The sequence below is a fragment of the Acinetobacter sp. YH12219 genome, from assembly GCF_013417875.1.
GTDB classification, from domain to species: domain Bacteria; phylum Pseudomonadota; class Gammaproteobacteria; order Pseudomonadales; family Moraxellaceae; genus Acinetobacter; species Acinetobacter amyesii.
Genome location: NZ_VPDC01000032.1, coordinates 1 through 16177, shown reverse-complemented (window position 1 = coordinate 16177; position 16177 = coordinate 1). Strand labels below are relative to the sequence as shown.

The 16177-nt window shown below is 37.6% G+C and carries 14 protein-coding genes and 3 pseudogenes; 9 read left to right on the top strand and 8 right to left on the bottom strand.

From position 1 onward, the window contains the following. Positions 1 to 128: 128 nt before the first annotated feature. Together FTV04_RS15515 and FTV04_RS15510 are read left to right on the top strand one after the other, a co-directional pair. Positions 129 to 656 (top strand): annotated as a pseudogene (locus FTV04_RS15515) (IS6 family transposase); the annotation flags it as partial. 256 nt (positions 657 to 912) lie between these two features. Next, on the top strand, positions 913 to 1995 hold the full coding sequence (locus FTV04_RS15510; protein WP_004969299.1) for a hypothetical protein: 1083 nt from the start codon (positions 913 to 915) through the stop codon (positions 1993 to 1995). A 93-nt stretch (positions 1996 to 2088) separates the two neighbouring features. Here the strand turns inward: FTV04_RS15510 and FTV04_RS16930 are convergent, their stop codons facing one another. Then, complete coding sequence (locus FTV04_RS16930; protein WP_004969301.1) at positions 2089 to 2214, bottom strand: hypothetical protein; 126 nt, start codon at positions 2212 to 2214, stop codon at positions 2089 to 2091. A gap of 216 nt (positions 2215 to 2430) precedes the next feature. Here FTV04_RS16930 and FTV04_RS15505 point away from each other — a divergent pair, with 216 nt between their 5' ends. After that, entirely contained in the window at positions 2431 to 2727 is a 297-nt protein-coding gene (locus FTV04_RS15505; RefSeq protein WP_004647749.1) for a type II toxin-antitoxin system RelE/ParE family toxin, read from the top strand. Position 2728: 1 nt separating this feature from the next. Beyond that, a complete protein-coding gene (locus tag FTV04_RS15500) occupies positions 2729 to 3019 on the top strand; it encodes an addiction module antidote protein (RefSeq protein WP_004969304.1) in 291 nt (96 codons plus the stop codon). A gap of 110 nt (positions 3020 to 3129) precedes the next feature. On the opposite strand, the gene FTV04_RS15495 is transcribed toward FTV04_RS15500, so the two are convergent. Beyond that, a complete protein-coding gene (locus FTV04_RS15495) occupies positions 3130 to 4584 on the bottom strand; it encodes a SulP family inorganic anion transporter (protein WP_180090290.1) in 1455 nt (484 codons plus the stop codon). A gap of 249 nt (positions 4585 to 4833) precedes the next feature. After that, entirely contained in the window at positions 4834 to 5043 is a 210-nt protein-coding gene (locus tag FTV04_RS15490; RefSeq protein ID WP_004976362.1) for a hypothetical protein, read from the bottom strand. 680 nt (positions 5044 to 5723) lie between these two features. Here FTV04_RS15490 and FTV04_RS15485 point away from each other — a divergent pair. Together FTV04_RS15485 and FTV04_RS15480 are read left to right on the top strand one after the other, a co-directional pair. Then, a complete protein-coding gene (locus FTV04_RS15485; RefSeq protein WP_115736331.1) occupies positions 5724 to 6080 on the top strand; it encodes a type II toxin-antitoxin system RelE/ParE family toxin in 357 nt (118 codons plus the stop codon). Continuing rightward, positions 6073 to 6375: a helix-turn-helix domain-containing protein gene (locus tag FTV04_RS15480; protein WP_005237493.1), complete on the top strand. Its 303-nt coding sequence runs from the start codon at positions 6073 to 6075 to the stop codon at positions 6373 to 6375. The genes FTV04_RS15485 and FTV04_RS15480 overlap by 8 nt, the downstream gene beginning before the upstream one ends. 41 nt (positions 6376 to 6416) lie before the next feature. On the opposite strand, the pseudogene FTV04_RS15475 reads toward FTV04_RS15480, so the two are convergent. Together FTV04_RS15475 and FTV04_RS15470 are read right to left on the bottom strand one after the other, a co-directional pair. Then, positions 6417 to 6578: pseudogene (locus FTV04_RS15475) on the bottom strand (IS6 family transposase); the annotation flags it as partial. 45 nt (positions 6579 to 6623) lie between these two features. Further along, positions 6624 to 7229 (bottom strand): LysE family translocator, encoded by a 606-nt coding sequence (locus FTV04_RS15470; RefSeq protein ID WP_180090288.1) that lies wholly within the window; start codon positions 7227 to 7229, stop codon positions 6624 to 6626. Positions 7230 to 7655: 426 nt separating this feature from the next. On the opposite strand from FTV04_RS15470, the gene FTV04_RS15465 reads away from it, so the two are divergent. The 3 genes from FTV04_RS15465 to FTV04_RS15455 all read left to right on the top strand — a co-directional run bounded on the left by FTV04_RS15465 (position 7656) and on the right by FTV04_RS15455 (position 13548). Then, positions 7656 to 8819, top strand: coding sequence for an efflux RND transporter periplasmic adaptor subunit (locus FTV04_RS15465; RefSeq protein WP_032073150.1), 1164 nt, complete (start codon positions 7656 to 7658; stop codon positions 8817 to 8819). Beyond that, entirely contained in the window at positions 8816 to 11920 is a 3105-nt protein-coding gene (locus FTV04_RS15460; RefSeq protein ID WP_270915313.1) for a multidrug efflux RND transporter permease subunit, read from the top strand. The genes FTV04_RS15465 and FTV04_RS15460 overlap by 4 nt, the downstream gene beginning before the upstream one ends. A 113-nt stretch (positions 11921 to 12033) precedes the next feature. Continuing rightward, positions 12034 to 13548: an MFS transporter gene (locus FTV04_RS15455; RefSeq protein WP_032073148.1), complete on the top strand. Its 1515-nt coding sequence runs from the start codon at positions 12034 to 12036 to the stop codon at positions 13546 to 13548. Between the two features lie 103 nt (positions 13549 to 13651). Here the strand turns inward: FTV04_RS15455 and adeS are convergent, their stop codons facing one another. The 3 genes and pseudogenes from adeS to FTV04_RS15440 all read right to left on the bottom strand — a co-directional run. Beyond that, complete coding sequence (adeS, locus tag FTV04_RS15450) at positions 13652 to 14758, bottom strand: two-component sensor histidine kinase AdeS (RefSeq protein ID WP_032073131.1); 1107 nt, start codon at positions 14756 to 14758, stop codon at positions 13652 to 13654. After that, a complete protein-coding gene (gene adeR, locus FTV04_RS15445) occupies positions 14748 to 15476 on the bottom strand; it encodes an efflux system response regulator transcription factor AdeR (RefSeq protein ID WP_032073130.1) in 729 nt (242 codons plus the stop codon). The genes adeS and adeR overlap by 11 nt, the downstream gene beginning before the upstream one ends. A gap of 269 nt (positions 15477 to 15745) precedes the next feature. Continuing rightward, positions 15746 to 16114 (bottom strand): annotated as a pseudogene (locus FTV04_RS15440) (IS1-like element ISAba3 family transposase); the annotation flags it as partial. Positions 16115 to 16177: the final 63 nt, after the last annotated feature.

The following is a 16177-nucleotide window of genomic DNA, read 5'->3' as shown; positions in this document are numbered from 1 at the left end:
GGACAAGCATCGTCATTTTATTATGGTCAGCCTCAGGGTGAAGTGTGTCTAATCAACAGGGTTTTCGGTCTCTAAGTACTTTTTAAAGGGAACATCATCGACTCAAATCTCTATTTGCAACAGTGCCAAAACGTTTACGTTGGTATTGGCGTAATCCTACAGATCGACATTTATGGCATCTGGATGAAACTTACGTAAAAGTGAATGGCAAATGGGCATATCTATACCGTGCAGTTGACCAACGTGGCCATACTCTTGATTTCTATCTTTCTGCTAGACGAAATACCCATTCAGCTTATTGTTTTCTTGGAAAAATTTTAAATAATGTGAAGAAGTGGCAAATTCCACAAGTGATCAACACGGATAAAGCACCCACATATGGACGTGCTTTATCACGGTTAAAACGGGAAGGTAAATGTCCACCAGACCTTGAGCACAGGCAGATTAAGTATAAAAATAACGTGATTGAATGTGATCATGGCAAGCTAAAGCGGATCATCAGGGCCACATTAGGATTCAAATCTATGAAGACGGCTTATGCCACAATTAAAGGTATTGAAGTCATGCGTGCACTACGTAAAGGACAAGCATCGTCATTTTATTATGGTCAGCCTCAGGGTGAAGTGTGTCTAATCAACAGGGTTTTCGGTCTCTAAGTACTTTTTAAAGGGAACATCATCGACTCAAATCTCTATTTGCAACAGTGCCACTACATTTAGGTTAACTTATAAAAACCATGAAACATTGCTCAAATAGTAAGCGTGGAACGTGACAAATCATAAAAAAAGCCTAAGAGTGGTTGCTTAGGCTTTTTACATTAACATAAGGCATTGTTTTAAAAGAAAATTTTACAATCATTTCGTATAAGGTGTATTATGTTAATTTTAGATTTTTTAAAAAATTAGGGCATCCATGAATCCTTTAGAATTCTACTGTTTAATATTGAAAAATATGGATAAAAACCTGGCTAAGAAACTAGGTAAAATTGAGAAAAAATATACTAATGTTCCATTTAAAAATGATGAAATAGCTAAAGTTAAAATTAAATCCGAATTTGCTTCAGAAATGGGGTTTTTCGTACTTAATTCAGCAACTTCTTTAGCTGTAGATGAAGAAAACTATAATTTTGCATACTGCTTAAAAATCTTAGAACTATATCCAATTAAGAATAACGATTTTTTTTATTGGAATGAGCATATAAAGCTATTTTCAGAATTAGAAAAAAATAATTTTTTATATGAAGATGTCTGCAAACTACATGATTTTCTGGTAAATAACTTTAGCTTTAACGGTGATTTAAAGAATATTATTAGTCATGAGATGCTTAGAAATTCTGGCGTCAATATACTGCTAATTTTAATTCACTTAGATCATTTAATTTCTAAGAAGTGGGGATTCCAATCAATCTCACTAAACCAAGCATTAAAGTTTAAGTTTAAAAATAAACGACCATACTTCCCATCAAAAACTTTTACAGATTTTCTTTTATTTATCTTAAAGATAAATGCAAAGTTTGAAGCAACAAAAGGACATAAAGTCGAGATTCTGAAGACTATTCCTCCAACTAATGGTTTTGAGCAATGGTTAGATCCTTCTCTCGAAGATGAACAAATTAAAGAATTTATACAACTAATTAAAAAAGTTAGAGAAAACAGAAGACTATGCTACTTGAATGAAGTCTATGAGTTCCTAGGTCTACCTTATGGTGAGTTTAAAAATGATGAAATTTATGAACAAGTCTCAGAAGAGAATTATTTATTCCTGAAAAATGAACTTCCAGAAGATAAGTGGTTTGAAAGTATTAATGCCATAGCTGGCCTATGGTTAATATATTTTTGGCAAGACTTTTATTATAAACATTTTCAAAAAACAGCCAGCGTTTCTACGTTAGCTACATCAGAAGATTTTATCGTGATATGGGAAGCCTTCCTGAAGAAATATCCTTCAGAAGGCCAATATCTTTGGCCTTCTGAATTGATATTACAAGATAAATAAATTTTTATTTACGAGGTGGATTATTGTCTCGGCCACCACCTGATGGATTTCCAGTAGTACTAGGCCAACCTGCTGTGCTCATAGTTTTCATCCTTATTTAGATTTCGTAGGTTTATGATTAGGATTCAATTGTCGGCTACGGTTGTCCTGATTCTGCGCATGTTGAATATTATTAGGATTTTTTACTGTAGCACGTTGATCATTCGCTGTTTGTGTCATTGCTTTCTCCTTAAAATGTTTGAACATCTGACAAGGAAAGTATGGCTTCAAAAAAATATGCATCTTGCCTGAAAAACAGTAAAAAAGTTTAAATTTTAACCAAAAAAATTATGTATTTAACATAATGGTGTTATACGAAATTAATGGATGTTCGTATAAATTACTTGCATATTGTATTCGATCGAATACAATATAGTGAGAAGATAAGGAATCCTCATGATTGAAATTAAACGTCTTCCAGAATTTGATGAATGGTTGGATGGCATTAAAGACAATATGACCCGTATCCGCCTGAATCGTCGATTAGATAAGGTTCAACGTGGAAACTGGGGAGACATTAAACCTCTCCAAGATGGCGTTTGGGAAATGAGAGAATTCTTCGGTTCTGGATGGAGGATGTATTACATCCAACATGGTGACGTTGTGATTGTAATGCTTGGTGGTGGAGATAAATCAACTCAACAACAAGACATCGATCGGGCAGTCAAACTATCGAAAACATTGGAGGATTAAAATGGTTAAAGTCGCTGATTTACCAAGTTTTGATATGGCTGAGTCGCTCAAAACTGAAGAAGACATTGTGATGTATCTCAATATGGTTCTTGAAGAAAATGATCCAGCTGAATTAGCCCATGCACTTGGTGTTATTGCTAAAGCTCGTGGCATGACTCAAATCGCTAAAGAAGCAGGGATTGGGCGTGAAGCACTCTACAAAGCCCTACGTCAGGATTCAGCACCACGTTTTGATACGATTAATCGTGTAGTAAATGCTTTAGGCTTAAAGCTCACAGTACAACACGCTTAAAACTTTAAAAATATAGTAAAAATGGGAGCTAAAGGCTCCCATTTTTAGATTCGTATAAGGTGTATTATGTTAATTTTAGAAATTCTATATAAATATAGAATTTTTAAAACTTAAATTCTGGCATGTGTCCCATACTTATCAATCATGATCGAACTGGCTTCATTTAGACCACGTACTGTGACATTCGCACCATTCTTTTGAAATTTATTTACAACAGAATCAAGCATGGCGACTGATGTTACATCCCAAATGTGAGAATGGGTCAAATCAATAATCACCTCCTTTACATCCTCTTTAAAGTCAAAACCTTGCATGAATTTTTCAGAAGAACTAAAGAAGATCTGACCTCTCAACTCATATAAACGGGCCATTCCTTCAAAAGATGCTGTCACCTGGATATCATTTTCAAGTTTATTCGCCAGGAACAAGGCTGAAAGTAATACGCCTGTTAACACACCCAAAGCCAGGTTATGCGTAGCAACAACTACAATCACCGTCGCAATCATGACGATATTACTGCTCTTAGGATTATCTTTTAACTGAGTGACAGAACTCCATTCAAAGGTACTGATAGAGACCATTATCATTACCGCTACCAATGCAGCCATTGGAATCACTTTGAGCCAGTCGCTGATAAATACAACCAGAATAAGAAGAAAAATGCCCGCAGAGAATGTTGATAAGCGTGTAAGGCCACCTGATTTTACGTTAATCATAGATTGACCAATCATTGCACAACCGGCCATGCCACCCATAAAGCCAGAAGCAATATTCGCAATCCCTTGTCCCTTACATTCCTGATATTTATCACTTGGCGTATCAGTCATTTCATCCACGATAGTTGCTGTCATCATCGATTCAAGTAAACCTACAGCCGCCAGTGCTACTGAATAAGGCAAAATAATCATCAATGTTTCAATATTCAAAGGAATATCTGGAATCAAGAACATTGGAAGTGTGTCAGGTAAAGACCCCATATCGCCCACGGTCCGTACATCAATTCCTAAAGCGATTGCCAATAATGTGATTGCAATGATGCAGACTAGTGGAGAAGGGAGTAATTTTCCTAATTTGGGAACCAGAGGGAATAGATAAATAATTGCTAAACCTAAAGCAACTAAAGCATATACATGCCAGGTCACATTAATCAGTTCAGGCAATTGAGCCATGAAAATTAAGATCGCTAACGCATTTACGAATCCAATAACCACAGATTTAGATACAAACCGCATTAACTTGGCGAGCTTTAAATAGCCTGCCAATATTTGAATCACGCCTGTCAAAATTGTTGCTGCCAGCAGATATTCAAGCCCATGCTCTTTGACCAATGTGACCATAAGCAGCGCCATTGCACCAGTGGCTGCTGAAATCATGGCAGGACGACCACCTACGAAAGAAATCACGACGGCAATACAGAAGGATGCGTATAGACCAACTTTAGGATCTACACCTGCAATAATTGAAAATGCGATGGCTTCAGGGATGAGTGCAAGACCGACGACTAATCCGGCAAGTACATCCCCACGGATGTTAGAGAACCACTGTTCTCGGACATTAGATAACATAAACATAGCCTGTTTTTTAATTTTTCAGATAGGCTAGTGATGTGATATATACAACACACAAACGACTACACCACATCACTAGACAGTGATGAGTTATTTACAGATTTAAGACGATAAATAAACTTAAGGTGGCGTAAGTGTCATAAGATGAAAGAACGTTTTAGAGTAAAAAAATCAGGACAAGGGTAACAGCTAGGTACTTTTTTATAAAGCCTGGATGTTATATCCAAGCTTTGTTTAATCGGTATTTTATGAAGCTTTTGGCTCCCCAAGTAATTGACCTATTTCCAAACGTGTATAGCCACGTTCTTTAAAAATCAAAACAATAGCCTGTTTATAATCTTCAGAAGTAGAAGTCTTATACTTAGTTATCAGTTGATTTTCAGAATTCAGCTCAAGATCATTTTTGATGGTCAATACTTCGCTAGAGATCTTGTTAAAGATATTTAGGTTAAACATACAGGCACTCGTCATCCGTATTATAGCGGCCCGACTATAACGAATACCTGTCTTAGCTACGCTAGACACCCTTGGCCGCAAGGATTACAAATTAAGAAAAATTCCGCAAGTTTTTGTCTATTGAAAGAATAAATAATCTCCCAACTGCTATCTATTTAACATAATGGTGGTTATACGCAATACACTTGTATATTAATCTAAATATCAACCACTTAATAAAAATAGAAAAATCCAAAAATGACCAAAAAGCCGATTTTGAAACAAGTCGGCTTTTTTTATGAGCGGTTTTGATACTTCTTGCCAATAAATTTGACTAAAAAATAGTCAGTTTTGAGGTTTTTCAAATTTTATCAATACCTCAATGTCCAAAATTATCCACATTTTTTGTGGATAAAATTTAGGCTATTTTGTAAGCCCTGGCTCATACCAATCTCGGCCCTTTGCTGCTATCCGCAATACTGGAAATTTCCTATCATGAAGACATAGAGAGCAGGATGCTCCAGATAAAAAGAATAAGATGAACAACAAGGAACGTGAGATCAGACAGGAGTCAGATCTAAGCGCCAAATATGGAAAAGCCCGACAGGATGTCGGGCTTTTTTATTGCCTATCCTTTCTCATTTGCAAAACAAACATAATGCCCCTAAAATATAGACTATAATCTATATTTTGGTTGTGGTATGTGGACAGTCATTACGACAGATCTATTTAATCAGTGGCTTGAACAGCAAGATGAACCTACACAAGAGAAGGTCCTAGCTGCCCTGGTTGTTCTACAGCAGCAGGGACCGAGTTTAGGCCGTCCTTTAGTAGATACTGTGTATGAGTCTAAATTTACCAATATGAAAGAACTGCGTGTTCAACATCGCGGTAGATCCTTAAGAGCTTTCTTCGCATTTGATCCCTTACGACAGGCTATTGTTCTATGTATTGCTGATAAAGGCGGTAAAAAGCGTTTTTATAAAGACATGCTGGATATTGCAGATGAACAATACCAACTTCATCTCACTACCCTAGGAGATAAATCTAATGGCTAAGACTCTGCAAGAATTGTTAGCTAGCCGCTCTCCAGAGAGCCAAGCCCGTATTCAAAAAATGGCTGATGAATTACTGCTAGAAAATCAGCTTCATCTTATTCGTGAAGAACTCGAAATTTCTCAAAAAGAGCTTGCTGAAACTTTGGGAATAAAACAGCCATCGCTTTCAGCAATAGAAAATCGTGGCAATGATCTTAAGATTTCAACCTTGAAAAAGTATGTTGAGGCAATGGGTGGGAAGCTCCGTATTGATGTAGAGCTTCCAACAGGAAAACATATAGGATTCAACGTTTAACAATAAAAATGGGAGCTATAGGCTCCCATTTTTAGATTCGTATAACGTTGAACCCAACGGTAAATAGTCGTGTGATCAACATTCACACCCCGTTCGGCCAGCATTTCCTGCAGTTCACGATAGCTAATGCCATATTTACAATACCAGCGCACAGCCCAAAGAATGATTTCGCCCTGAAAATGCCGACCATGGAAAGGATTCATATGCTGCACCTTTAGCTAAAACAGTCTTCAGCTTACCATTCGTGGTTATTTGCAACAGTGCCGATTTATTCCATTAAGAAAATCTTTGAACATAAAAAGCCCTGATAAAATCAAGAGTATACCCATCAGCTTATTTAGCCGATTAAACCAGATAGGATTAGCAATTTTGTTGCCTAATACTTTTCCAACCAGAGCATAGGTGAATGGTGCGCCAACAGCACCAAGTGAAATCAGTAAAGAAACTATCAAGATCATGATTCCTGTGATTTTGGCTGCAGGGTACATAATTGTCGTAACAGGTAGAATGACGAGAATGGCTTTTGGATTTAATAACTGAATAAATAAGCCATTTAAGAATGTTAGATGGCTTTCTTGCTGTTGAGTTGTTTCTACATTCGCCCTAATCATTTTTATAGCCAAGTAGAATGTATAAATTGCACCCGCTAAAGCAATATAATGAATCAATCCATGTGGAATAACAGCTTCACCTATATAGCCAAACAATACGAATAAGATCAACATGGCGAAACCAATGCCTAGGTAAAATCCTATAGTCTTTTTTAATTGACCTGTAAGGCCAGAATTTAGCCCCATAAAATTTACAGGGCCTGGGCTATACATAACGCTTAATGTATAAAGAAATATTTCCACAGAGTTCACTCAATTAGATAGCAATAAACATCAAAGAGAGAACGGTATCGAGTTATAGGCCTTAAAGATTGTACGTTTGTGCTGAACTAATTAAAAATTTCTATTTAACTTATGTTCACCTAAAGTTCACTTCATAAGTGTATAAAGAAACTATGTATTGTATTTTCAATTGCTTATATAAATATTAGTCTTGGTTTAGAATTTTAAAGTTCATGAACTATGAGAAAAAACTAAGATACGATCAAAATTGTAGAACAACAAAATTATTTATACTAATTTACAAGCCACGCTGTTTAAGCGTGTCATTAAAAAATAAATCTTTTAATCTCTCCACACAATCTCCACACAATCTCCACACAACATCAGCAATTCATAAACACTGCTATTTCAAAATAGTAGTATCTAAAACCCCCCCTCTGAAAAAGCATGTCAACACATTATCATTTAATAGGTTCAATACTTATTACAACTGTACTTTTAATCGGCTGTACACAAGCCAAAGATGCTGAACAGTCCCCAACAGAAATGCCACCAGCGGTTGTCAGTACCATCACGGTATTACCGCATTCCATGAATTTAATTGAAAATCTTCCAGGCCGTGTTGTCGCTTACCGTATTGCTGAAATTCGCCCGCAAGTAGGTGGAATTGTTGATAAAGTACTTTTTAAGCAAGGCTCTTATGTGCAAGCAGGTCAACCGCTTTTTAAATTGAATTCTGAAATATTTCAGGCAGATGTAAAAAGCAATCAAGCCACTTTAAACCGTGCACAAGCTGAGGTGACACGTTTGCAGGTGCTGTTAAAACGCTACACTGAATTAGTAAAAGTAAATGCGGTTAGTCAGCAGGAATACAACAATACCGAAGCAGATTATCAAAAAGCAAAAGCCGATGTGGCGCAAATGCAAGCCATGTTAAGCAGACAACAACTTAATCTTAAATATGCGACTGTTACAGCCCCTATCTCGGGAACGATTGGTGAAATCTTAGTGACTGAGGGTGCATTAGTTGGTCAAGGTGATACTAATGCAATGGCCGTAATACAACAGATTAATAAAGTCTATGTTGATGTAAAGCAATCAATTAGTGATTATGAAAAACTACAGGAAGCTTTACAGCAAGGTGACGTGTCAAATACCAAACATACGGTTGAAATCCTAAATAGTCAGGGTAAACCTTATAACGTTACAGGTGAAATCCTATTTTCGGATACTAAAGTTGATCCTGATACGGGTGATGTCACAATCCGTATTTTAGCCAATAATGAAAATCAAAAACTTTTGCCAGGCATGTATGTTCGAGTCAATATGAGCCGAGCTCAAGTTGAAAATGCGCTCCTAGTTCCAGAACAAGCGATTCAACATGATATTAGTGGTAAAGCCAATGTTACGATTGTTAATCAAAAAGGTTTAGCGCAAAGCAAGCCTGTTCAGCTTGGTCAACGTTATCAAAATAACTATGTGATCAAACAAGGGTTACAAGCAGGTGAGAAAGTCATTGTTGAAGGGGCTGATCGTATACAGCCTGAGCAAAAATTAAAAATTAAGCAGTGGCAACCTACAAATATTAAGGAAAATGGAGGACAGCAATAATGTCCCAATTTTTCATTAGGCGTCCTATTTTTGCATGGGTGATTGCTTTATTTATTATTCTGTTGGGTGTACTAAGCATCCCCAAGTTACCTATTGCACGATTCCCAAGTGTTGCGCCACCACAGATTAGTATTACGGCAATCTATCCAGGTGCTACGCCAAAAACATTGAATGATAGTGTTGTGACCTTGATTGAGCGGGAAATGTCAGGTGTCAAAAACTTACTTTATTACAGTTCAAGTTCAGATAGTTCTGGAACAGCAACAATCACCGCAACATTTAAACCAGGTACAGATGTAGAACTTGCACAAATTGATGTGCAAAACAAAATTAAAGCCATTGAGTCACGCTTACCTCAAACAGTGCGACAACAAGGGCTGATGGTCGATGCTGCGTCGTCTGGTTTTTTAATGATGGTGGGCTTAAGTTCACCGAATGGCAAATATAGTGAAATTGATGTCAGTGACTATATGACTCGCTATGTGATTGAAGAATTAAAGCGGGTTGACGGTGTTGGTAAAGTCCAAAATTTTGGTGCTGAAAAAGCCATGCGGATTTGGGTCGATCCAGATCGTTTGGTTTCTTATGGATTGAGTATTCAAGATGTGAATACAGCCATCCAAAACCAAAACTTGCCGATATCACCAGGTCGTATTGGTGATGTTCCTGCTTTGACGGGGCAACAAATTACTATTCCTTTAACTGCTCAAGGTCAATTAGAAACTGTAGAGCAATTCAAGAAAATTAGTTTACGTGCTCAACAAAATGGCGCCAATGTTCGACTGTCGGATGTCGCTCGTGTCGAAATCGGGGCACAGATGTATAACTTTGCGATTTTAGAAAATGGCAAAGCCTCTACAGCTGTGGCGATACAAATGAGTCCTGGTGCCAACGCTGTCAAGACTGCAGAAGGTGTTAAAGCGAAAATTGAACAGTTAGGTTCAGCACTGCCTGATGGTATGAAATTCTCTATACCTTACGACACTGCACCTTTTGTAAAAATCTCGATTGAAAAAGTAATCATGACATTGCTTGAAGCTATGGCATTAGTTTTTATTGTCATGTTTATCTTTTTACACAATGTTCGATACACCTTAATTCCGGCGATTGTTGCACCGATTGCATTGCTTGGCACATTCTCAGTCATGCTGCTTGCTGGTTTTTCGATTAATGTGCTGACCATGTTCGGTATGGTGCTTGCGATCGGGATTATTGTCGATGATGCGATTGTGGTCATTGAGAATGTTGAACGCATTATGGCGACAGAAGGCTTATCTCCAGTTGAAGCCACATCTAAAGCCATGAAGGAAATTACCAATCCGATTATTGGCATCACCTTAGTGTTAGCCGCTGTATTCTTGCCGATGGCATTGGCGTCAGGCTCAGTGGGGATTATCTATCGTCAGTTCACCATTACCATGTCGGTTTCAATTTTATTCTCAGCTTTCCTTGCACTGACATTAACCCCTGCGTTATGTGCAACGATGTTAAAACCGATTGATCAAGACCATCAGAAAAAGGGTGTTTTTGCATCGTTTGATCGCAGTTTTGAGAAGCTGAACAATCGCTATGAACGCAGTTTATTTAAAGTAATTAAACATAAAACCCTCGCAATGTTATGTTTCTTAGGCATTGTCATTGTGCTGATTTTTAGTTTTAAACACGTTCCGACTGCGTTTATGCCAGAAGAAGATCAGGGGTGGTTTATGACTTCGATTCAACTTCCTGCGGATGCAACTCAAGAACGTACCCGTAAAGTCGTTGCTGAGTTTCAAAATTATTTAGACCAAGAAACGGGGATTAAAGACAATATGGCGGTCTTAGGTTTTGGTTTTAGTGGATCTGGTCAGAATACAGCGATGTATTTTACCAATCTATTGCCATTCGAAGAGCGTACTATTACGGCACAAGAAGTCGTGAATAATGCCAATATAGCGATGGCTGAAAGTTCAGAAGGTCAAACCATGTCTGTGTTACCACCAGCAATTGATGAATTGGGTAACTCATCTGGTTTTTCACTGAGATTATTAGATCGTGGCAATATTGGCATGCCTGCTTTAAGAGAAGCACAAGATCAGCTTTTAGCATTAGCAGCACAAAGTAAAATCGTGGCGGAGGTCTATCCTGAAGGTTTGCCAGATGGCAGTTCTGTACAGCTTAAAATTGATAGAGATAAATTGCAGGCATTAGGTGTTAATTTCAGTGATGTGACCGATATTATTTCAACCTCAATGGGTTCGATGTATATCAATGATTTTCCAAATCATGACCGTATGCAGCAAGTCATTGTGCAACTTGATGCCAAATCACGCATGAGTATTGAAGATATTCTTCAGATTAAGGTGAACAGTCAAAGCGGTAAATTGGTTTCAATGTCTGAAATAATTACTCCAATTTGGCAACATTCCCCACAACAATACAATCGTTACAACGGTCGTCCATCATTGAGTATTTCTGGCAGTCCAGCAGCAGGTATATCTTCAGGACAAGCCATGACTGAGATGGAAAATTTGATTGAACAACTTCCGAAAGGTGTGGGTTATGAGTGGACTGGGATTTCTCTAGAAGAAAAACAGTCGGAATCACAAACCTTGTTTTTATTACTGTTGTCGATGTTAGTCGTTTTCCTTGTCTTGGCAGCGCTTTATGAAAGCTGGTCAATTCCATTCTCTGTGATGCTAGTTGTCCCTCTAGGGTTGATTGGCGCCTTTTTAGCAGTAATGTTACGTGGTATGCCAAATGATATTTTCTTTAAGGTCGGCATGATCACGATTATTGGTCTATCTGCAAAGAATGCTATTTTGATTGTTGAGTTTGCAAAAGCACTAAGAGAAGAAGGAATGGGTTTAGTGGAGGCAACCGTTGCAGCCGCTAAATTGCGCTTACGTCCAATCCTAATGACATCTTTGGCATTTACCTGTGGCGTTATTCCTTTAGTCATTGCCAGTGGCGCTAGTTCTGAAACTCAAAAAGCGATTGGTACAGGCGTCTTTGGCGGCATGATCAGCGCAACAATTCTAGCTGTTATTTTTGTACCGATTTTCTTTATTGTCGTCATGAGCATGGTTGAGAAATTCTCGAAACGTAAAGCGGCACATTAAGCATCAAAACTGAGAATAAAAGCTGTGGGTTAACGAGTTTAGCCCACAACAAATCTTTCATTTACATCTTTATTTCAGAATTGATTTAATAAACCATCAATATAGGTTTAATCATGAAAGCTACCAATCTTGATCCGAAACGCTGGTGGATATTGCTCGCTGTCGTGCTTGCATTTCTGCCGATTGTGATTGATATGACTGTACTGCATGTTGCGGTTCCCTCATTAACCCAATCGCTGAGTGCCACAAGTAACCAAGTCTTATGGATTATTGATATTTATCCATTACTTATGGCTGGACTTTTAGTTCCGATGGGAACTTTGGCTGATCGTGTCGGCAATCGTAAGATTCTGCTGATTGGCTTGGTTATATTTGGAATTGCCTCAGTCCTTGCGGCATTTTCCCAAACGGCTTCTATGCTGATTGCCGCACGTGCTTTATTAGCATTAGGCGGTGCCATGATTATGCCCTGTGTATTGGGTATTATTCGCAGAACCTTCGAAGACAGTCGCGAACGTGCCATTGCGCTGGGTATTTGGGGCACAATCGGATCAGCCGGTGCCGCCATTGGACCGCTCATTGGTGGGGGATTGTTAGAATATTTCTGGTGGGGTTCAGTTTTCCTGATTAACGTCCCAATCATGCTGGTTGTCGCACCAATGTGCTATTTCTTATTGTCCCGAAAAGAAGCTATAACCCCTGGACATTGGGCATTTGGTCAAGCGCTATTGCTGATTGTCGGTTTGATTTCGTTTGTATATGCACTAAAAGCAGGCTTAGGCGGTAAACAGTCGTTGTTGATTGTCTTGCCTTTGGTCGTTTTATCTATCGGCTTATTAACCATATTTGTACGCAAACAGCTGAATTCTCCTCAGCCGATGCTAGATCTTTCGCTATTTTCACGTCCTGCTATTTTAGCCGGCATTATTATGGCAATGGTTGCTGCAGGCGCTTTGGCAGGGGTTGAGTTAACTTTGGCAATGGAGCTGCAATATGTCATTCGTTTAACACCGCTGCAAGCCGGTCTTTTTATGGTTCCGATTATGGTTGCGGCCGCTATTGGCGGGCCTATTGCTGGTTTTTTATCCAATAAATTTGGACTCCGTCTGGTTGCGACCATGTCATTAATATTGGCAGCAATTGCGTTGGTCAGTTTGAGTTATTCAGATTTTCATCATCCGGGAATCATCGTTCCCTTTATTTTAGCTTCGATTGGATTAACACTGAGTATTGGTTTAACAGCTTCATCCATTGCGATCATGGGCTCAGTACCTGCAGAAAAGGGCGGTGCGGCAGGTTCACTTGAAAGTACAGGTTATGAACTGGGTACAGGACTAGGTATTACTTTATTTGGTGTTTTCATGGCCTATATATTTGGCAGTCATCTTCAAGTGCCGTCAGATTTAACTGCTGTTTTAGCAGAAAAAGCCAGACTTTCGATTGGTGATACCTATTTAGTGGCGAGCCAGTTACCCGTTGAACAAGGTACAGCATTGATAAACGCAGGTAAAATTGCCTTCAGTTCAGCTCATGTTAATTTATTATTAACAGCAGGGATTATCATCGGGATACTCTCCATTGTGGTATTTTTTATGCTAGCTAAATATCGAGATGAGAATTCATTGTGATGAAATTTATTTGAGGATCATCAAACAGAATGGTTAAGTTCAGACATCAATTTATCTTAAATTTATGGTTTAAATTAAGCCGTATTAATCTGAACTTAACACATTATAAATGAGTTGATGTCTTACGATTTAGTTGAATAGTAAAACAGCTGCCACCTAAGTTTTTGGATTTAGAATAATAAATATGACCTTGGTGTGCTTCAATAATTGCATCAATCACTGCCAAGCCTAATCCAGTACCGCCATCTAGACATGATCTAGAGTCTTCCAGTCGATAGAAGGGTTTGAACAGGTGTTTAAGATGCGATTCATCAATACCAGGACCTTCATCTTCAAACGTCAATACCCAATGTTCTGCTGTGGTTACAGATGTAATATTTATTTTTCCAGCATTCGAATATCTTAGAAAGTTAGAGAACAATGCAATAAAGACCTGTTCCATCCTTCTTATATCAACGCAAACCAATTTATCCGTCAAATTTAAAACAATAGTTAAACCTTTAACATGAAACCGTTCATTAAACATCTGCAGACATTTTTCAATACTATTTTTTAAATTGGTCTTTTCTAGTTCTAATCGTAATTGTTTATTTTCAATAAGTGTCAGTGTCCGTAAATCTTCCACAAGGTAAGATAAGCCTTCGACTTGGTTCAATAAGCTTAGGTGTAAAGCTTTATCGGCAATAAATATACCATCGACAATACCTTGCAAGCGACCTTGTAATATTGTCACAGGTGTTCGTAATTCATGTGCAATTGCAGCATTCCAAACAGTTGAATTCTTAACTGATACTTCAAGTTGGTTTGCCATTTCATTGAAGTTCTCAATAAGAGACTTGATTTCATGTGGAATATCATGATGTGGCTGTTTAATTCTGAGTGCTAAATTGCCTTGTTGAATTTGTTGAATAACATCTGCTAAATCACTAATTGGCTGTGTATAGCGTTTTCCATATTTAAAGGCGAGGATAGTAGAAAGAAAAAAGCCTGTTAATAGCACTAAAAACAGCCAGATAAAGTCAACGGAGGTAACTGAAAATTCATTTGAATTAATAACTTGTGTATTTAGAAAACCTATTTTTATCGCCCAGCTATAAACAAAATAGCCAATCATGAAAGATAACAGCGTAATGCCTAAATTGAATAGGCTCATCATGATAATAAACTGGAAGTTAATTCCAACAGAATTTTTAAAAAAGTTAAATTTCATGATTTTGATCTAAGCGATACCCCACGCCACGGACATTGATTAATAAGCCATTTACATCATTTTCTTCAAGTTTTTTGCGTAATTTGCTGATATGGCTATCTACAGTGCGATCTAAAGCATCACTTTCAGGCATACAGTTTTGGATCAATTCATTACGTGTAAAGACTTTATTCGGTGTTTTTGCCATCAAAAACAGTATCTTATACTCAGTTAACGTAAGGTTGAGCAACTGATTTCTTTGACCATTTGAAATGTAAACTTGATGATGATCTGGATTAATTTCAATATTTCTATAACGAATAATATTAGTTATTTCCATATTTTGGCTTGTACTTCGTCTAAGTACGGCTTGTATTCGTGCAATCACTTCGTTTGGGTTAAATGGCTTAATAATAAAGTCATCAGCACCCATTTTTAGCCCCATGATCTTATTCACTTGATCATCTAAGGCAGTCAGCATAATGACAGGTAAATGACTTGTTTGACGGATGATTTGTAGAATTTCCCAGCCATTTAGTTTGGGTAATTTAATATCAAGGAGAATCAGGTCGATAGAGTTGGCTTTTAGGCACTCTAAAGCTTGTTGTCCATCCAATGCACGGATGACCTGCATGTTTTCATTTTTTATGTATTTTTCAAGAATGTCACCAATATCATAATCATCTTCTACAACGAGAATGACGCTGTTTTCGAAGCTGTGCTGTAGATTTGGATACATATATTTTATCTTAGATGAAGTAGCTATGCATTTTAACATTTAATTGTGTAATGGAGATGATTAGACGAGCAGTCATTTATATTTGTAATTGAGGGGTGACATATAATAAAATTCGTTGCATATCAGTATTAATGAACAAAATGTCAATTATCATTCATTTAACATAATGGCTGTTATACGAAACGAGAGTGTTAGAACCCATTTAAAGTGTCTATATTCTCACCAATAAAAATGTCCGGTTTCTCCGAGGTAAAATATGACTTTTGAACAAAAATAAGCCATTGTTTATTCTTTTTATTTCCAACAAAATTCCAGAACTCATCTACTTCGAGAGATTCATAATGACTTTGCTGAGGCTGAATTTCATAGGTTGATTCAGTTAAAGTACGTAAAACTTTACCGATACTGATGCGCTCAACTTCAGCAATATCTCGTATACCGCTGCCTCTGACCATCAACTGTAATATTTTACGAGTAATACCTGACTTACATCCTAGATAGCTCAGTGCATGATCACCAATAAACTGACGTTTACAGTCTTTGCACTGATAGTTTTGTTTCCCATCTACTTTGATACCATTTTTCTTTATACTATCACTGAGGCAGGTTGGACATTTGATTGCTAGAGTTATTTGCATTTCTCTATTTTATCAAAATCCAATCGGCTTTTTCTTCAGCATACTTTTTGAAACACTACCAAA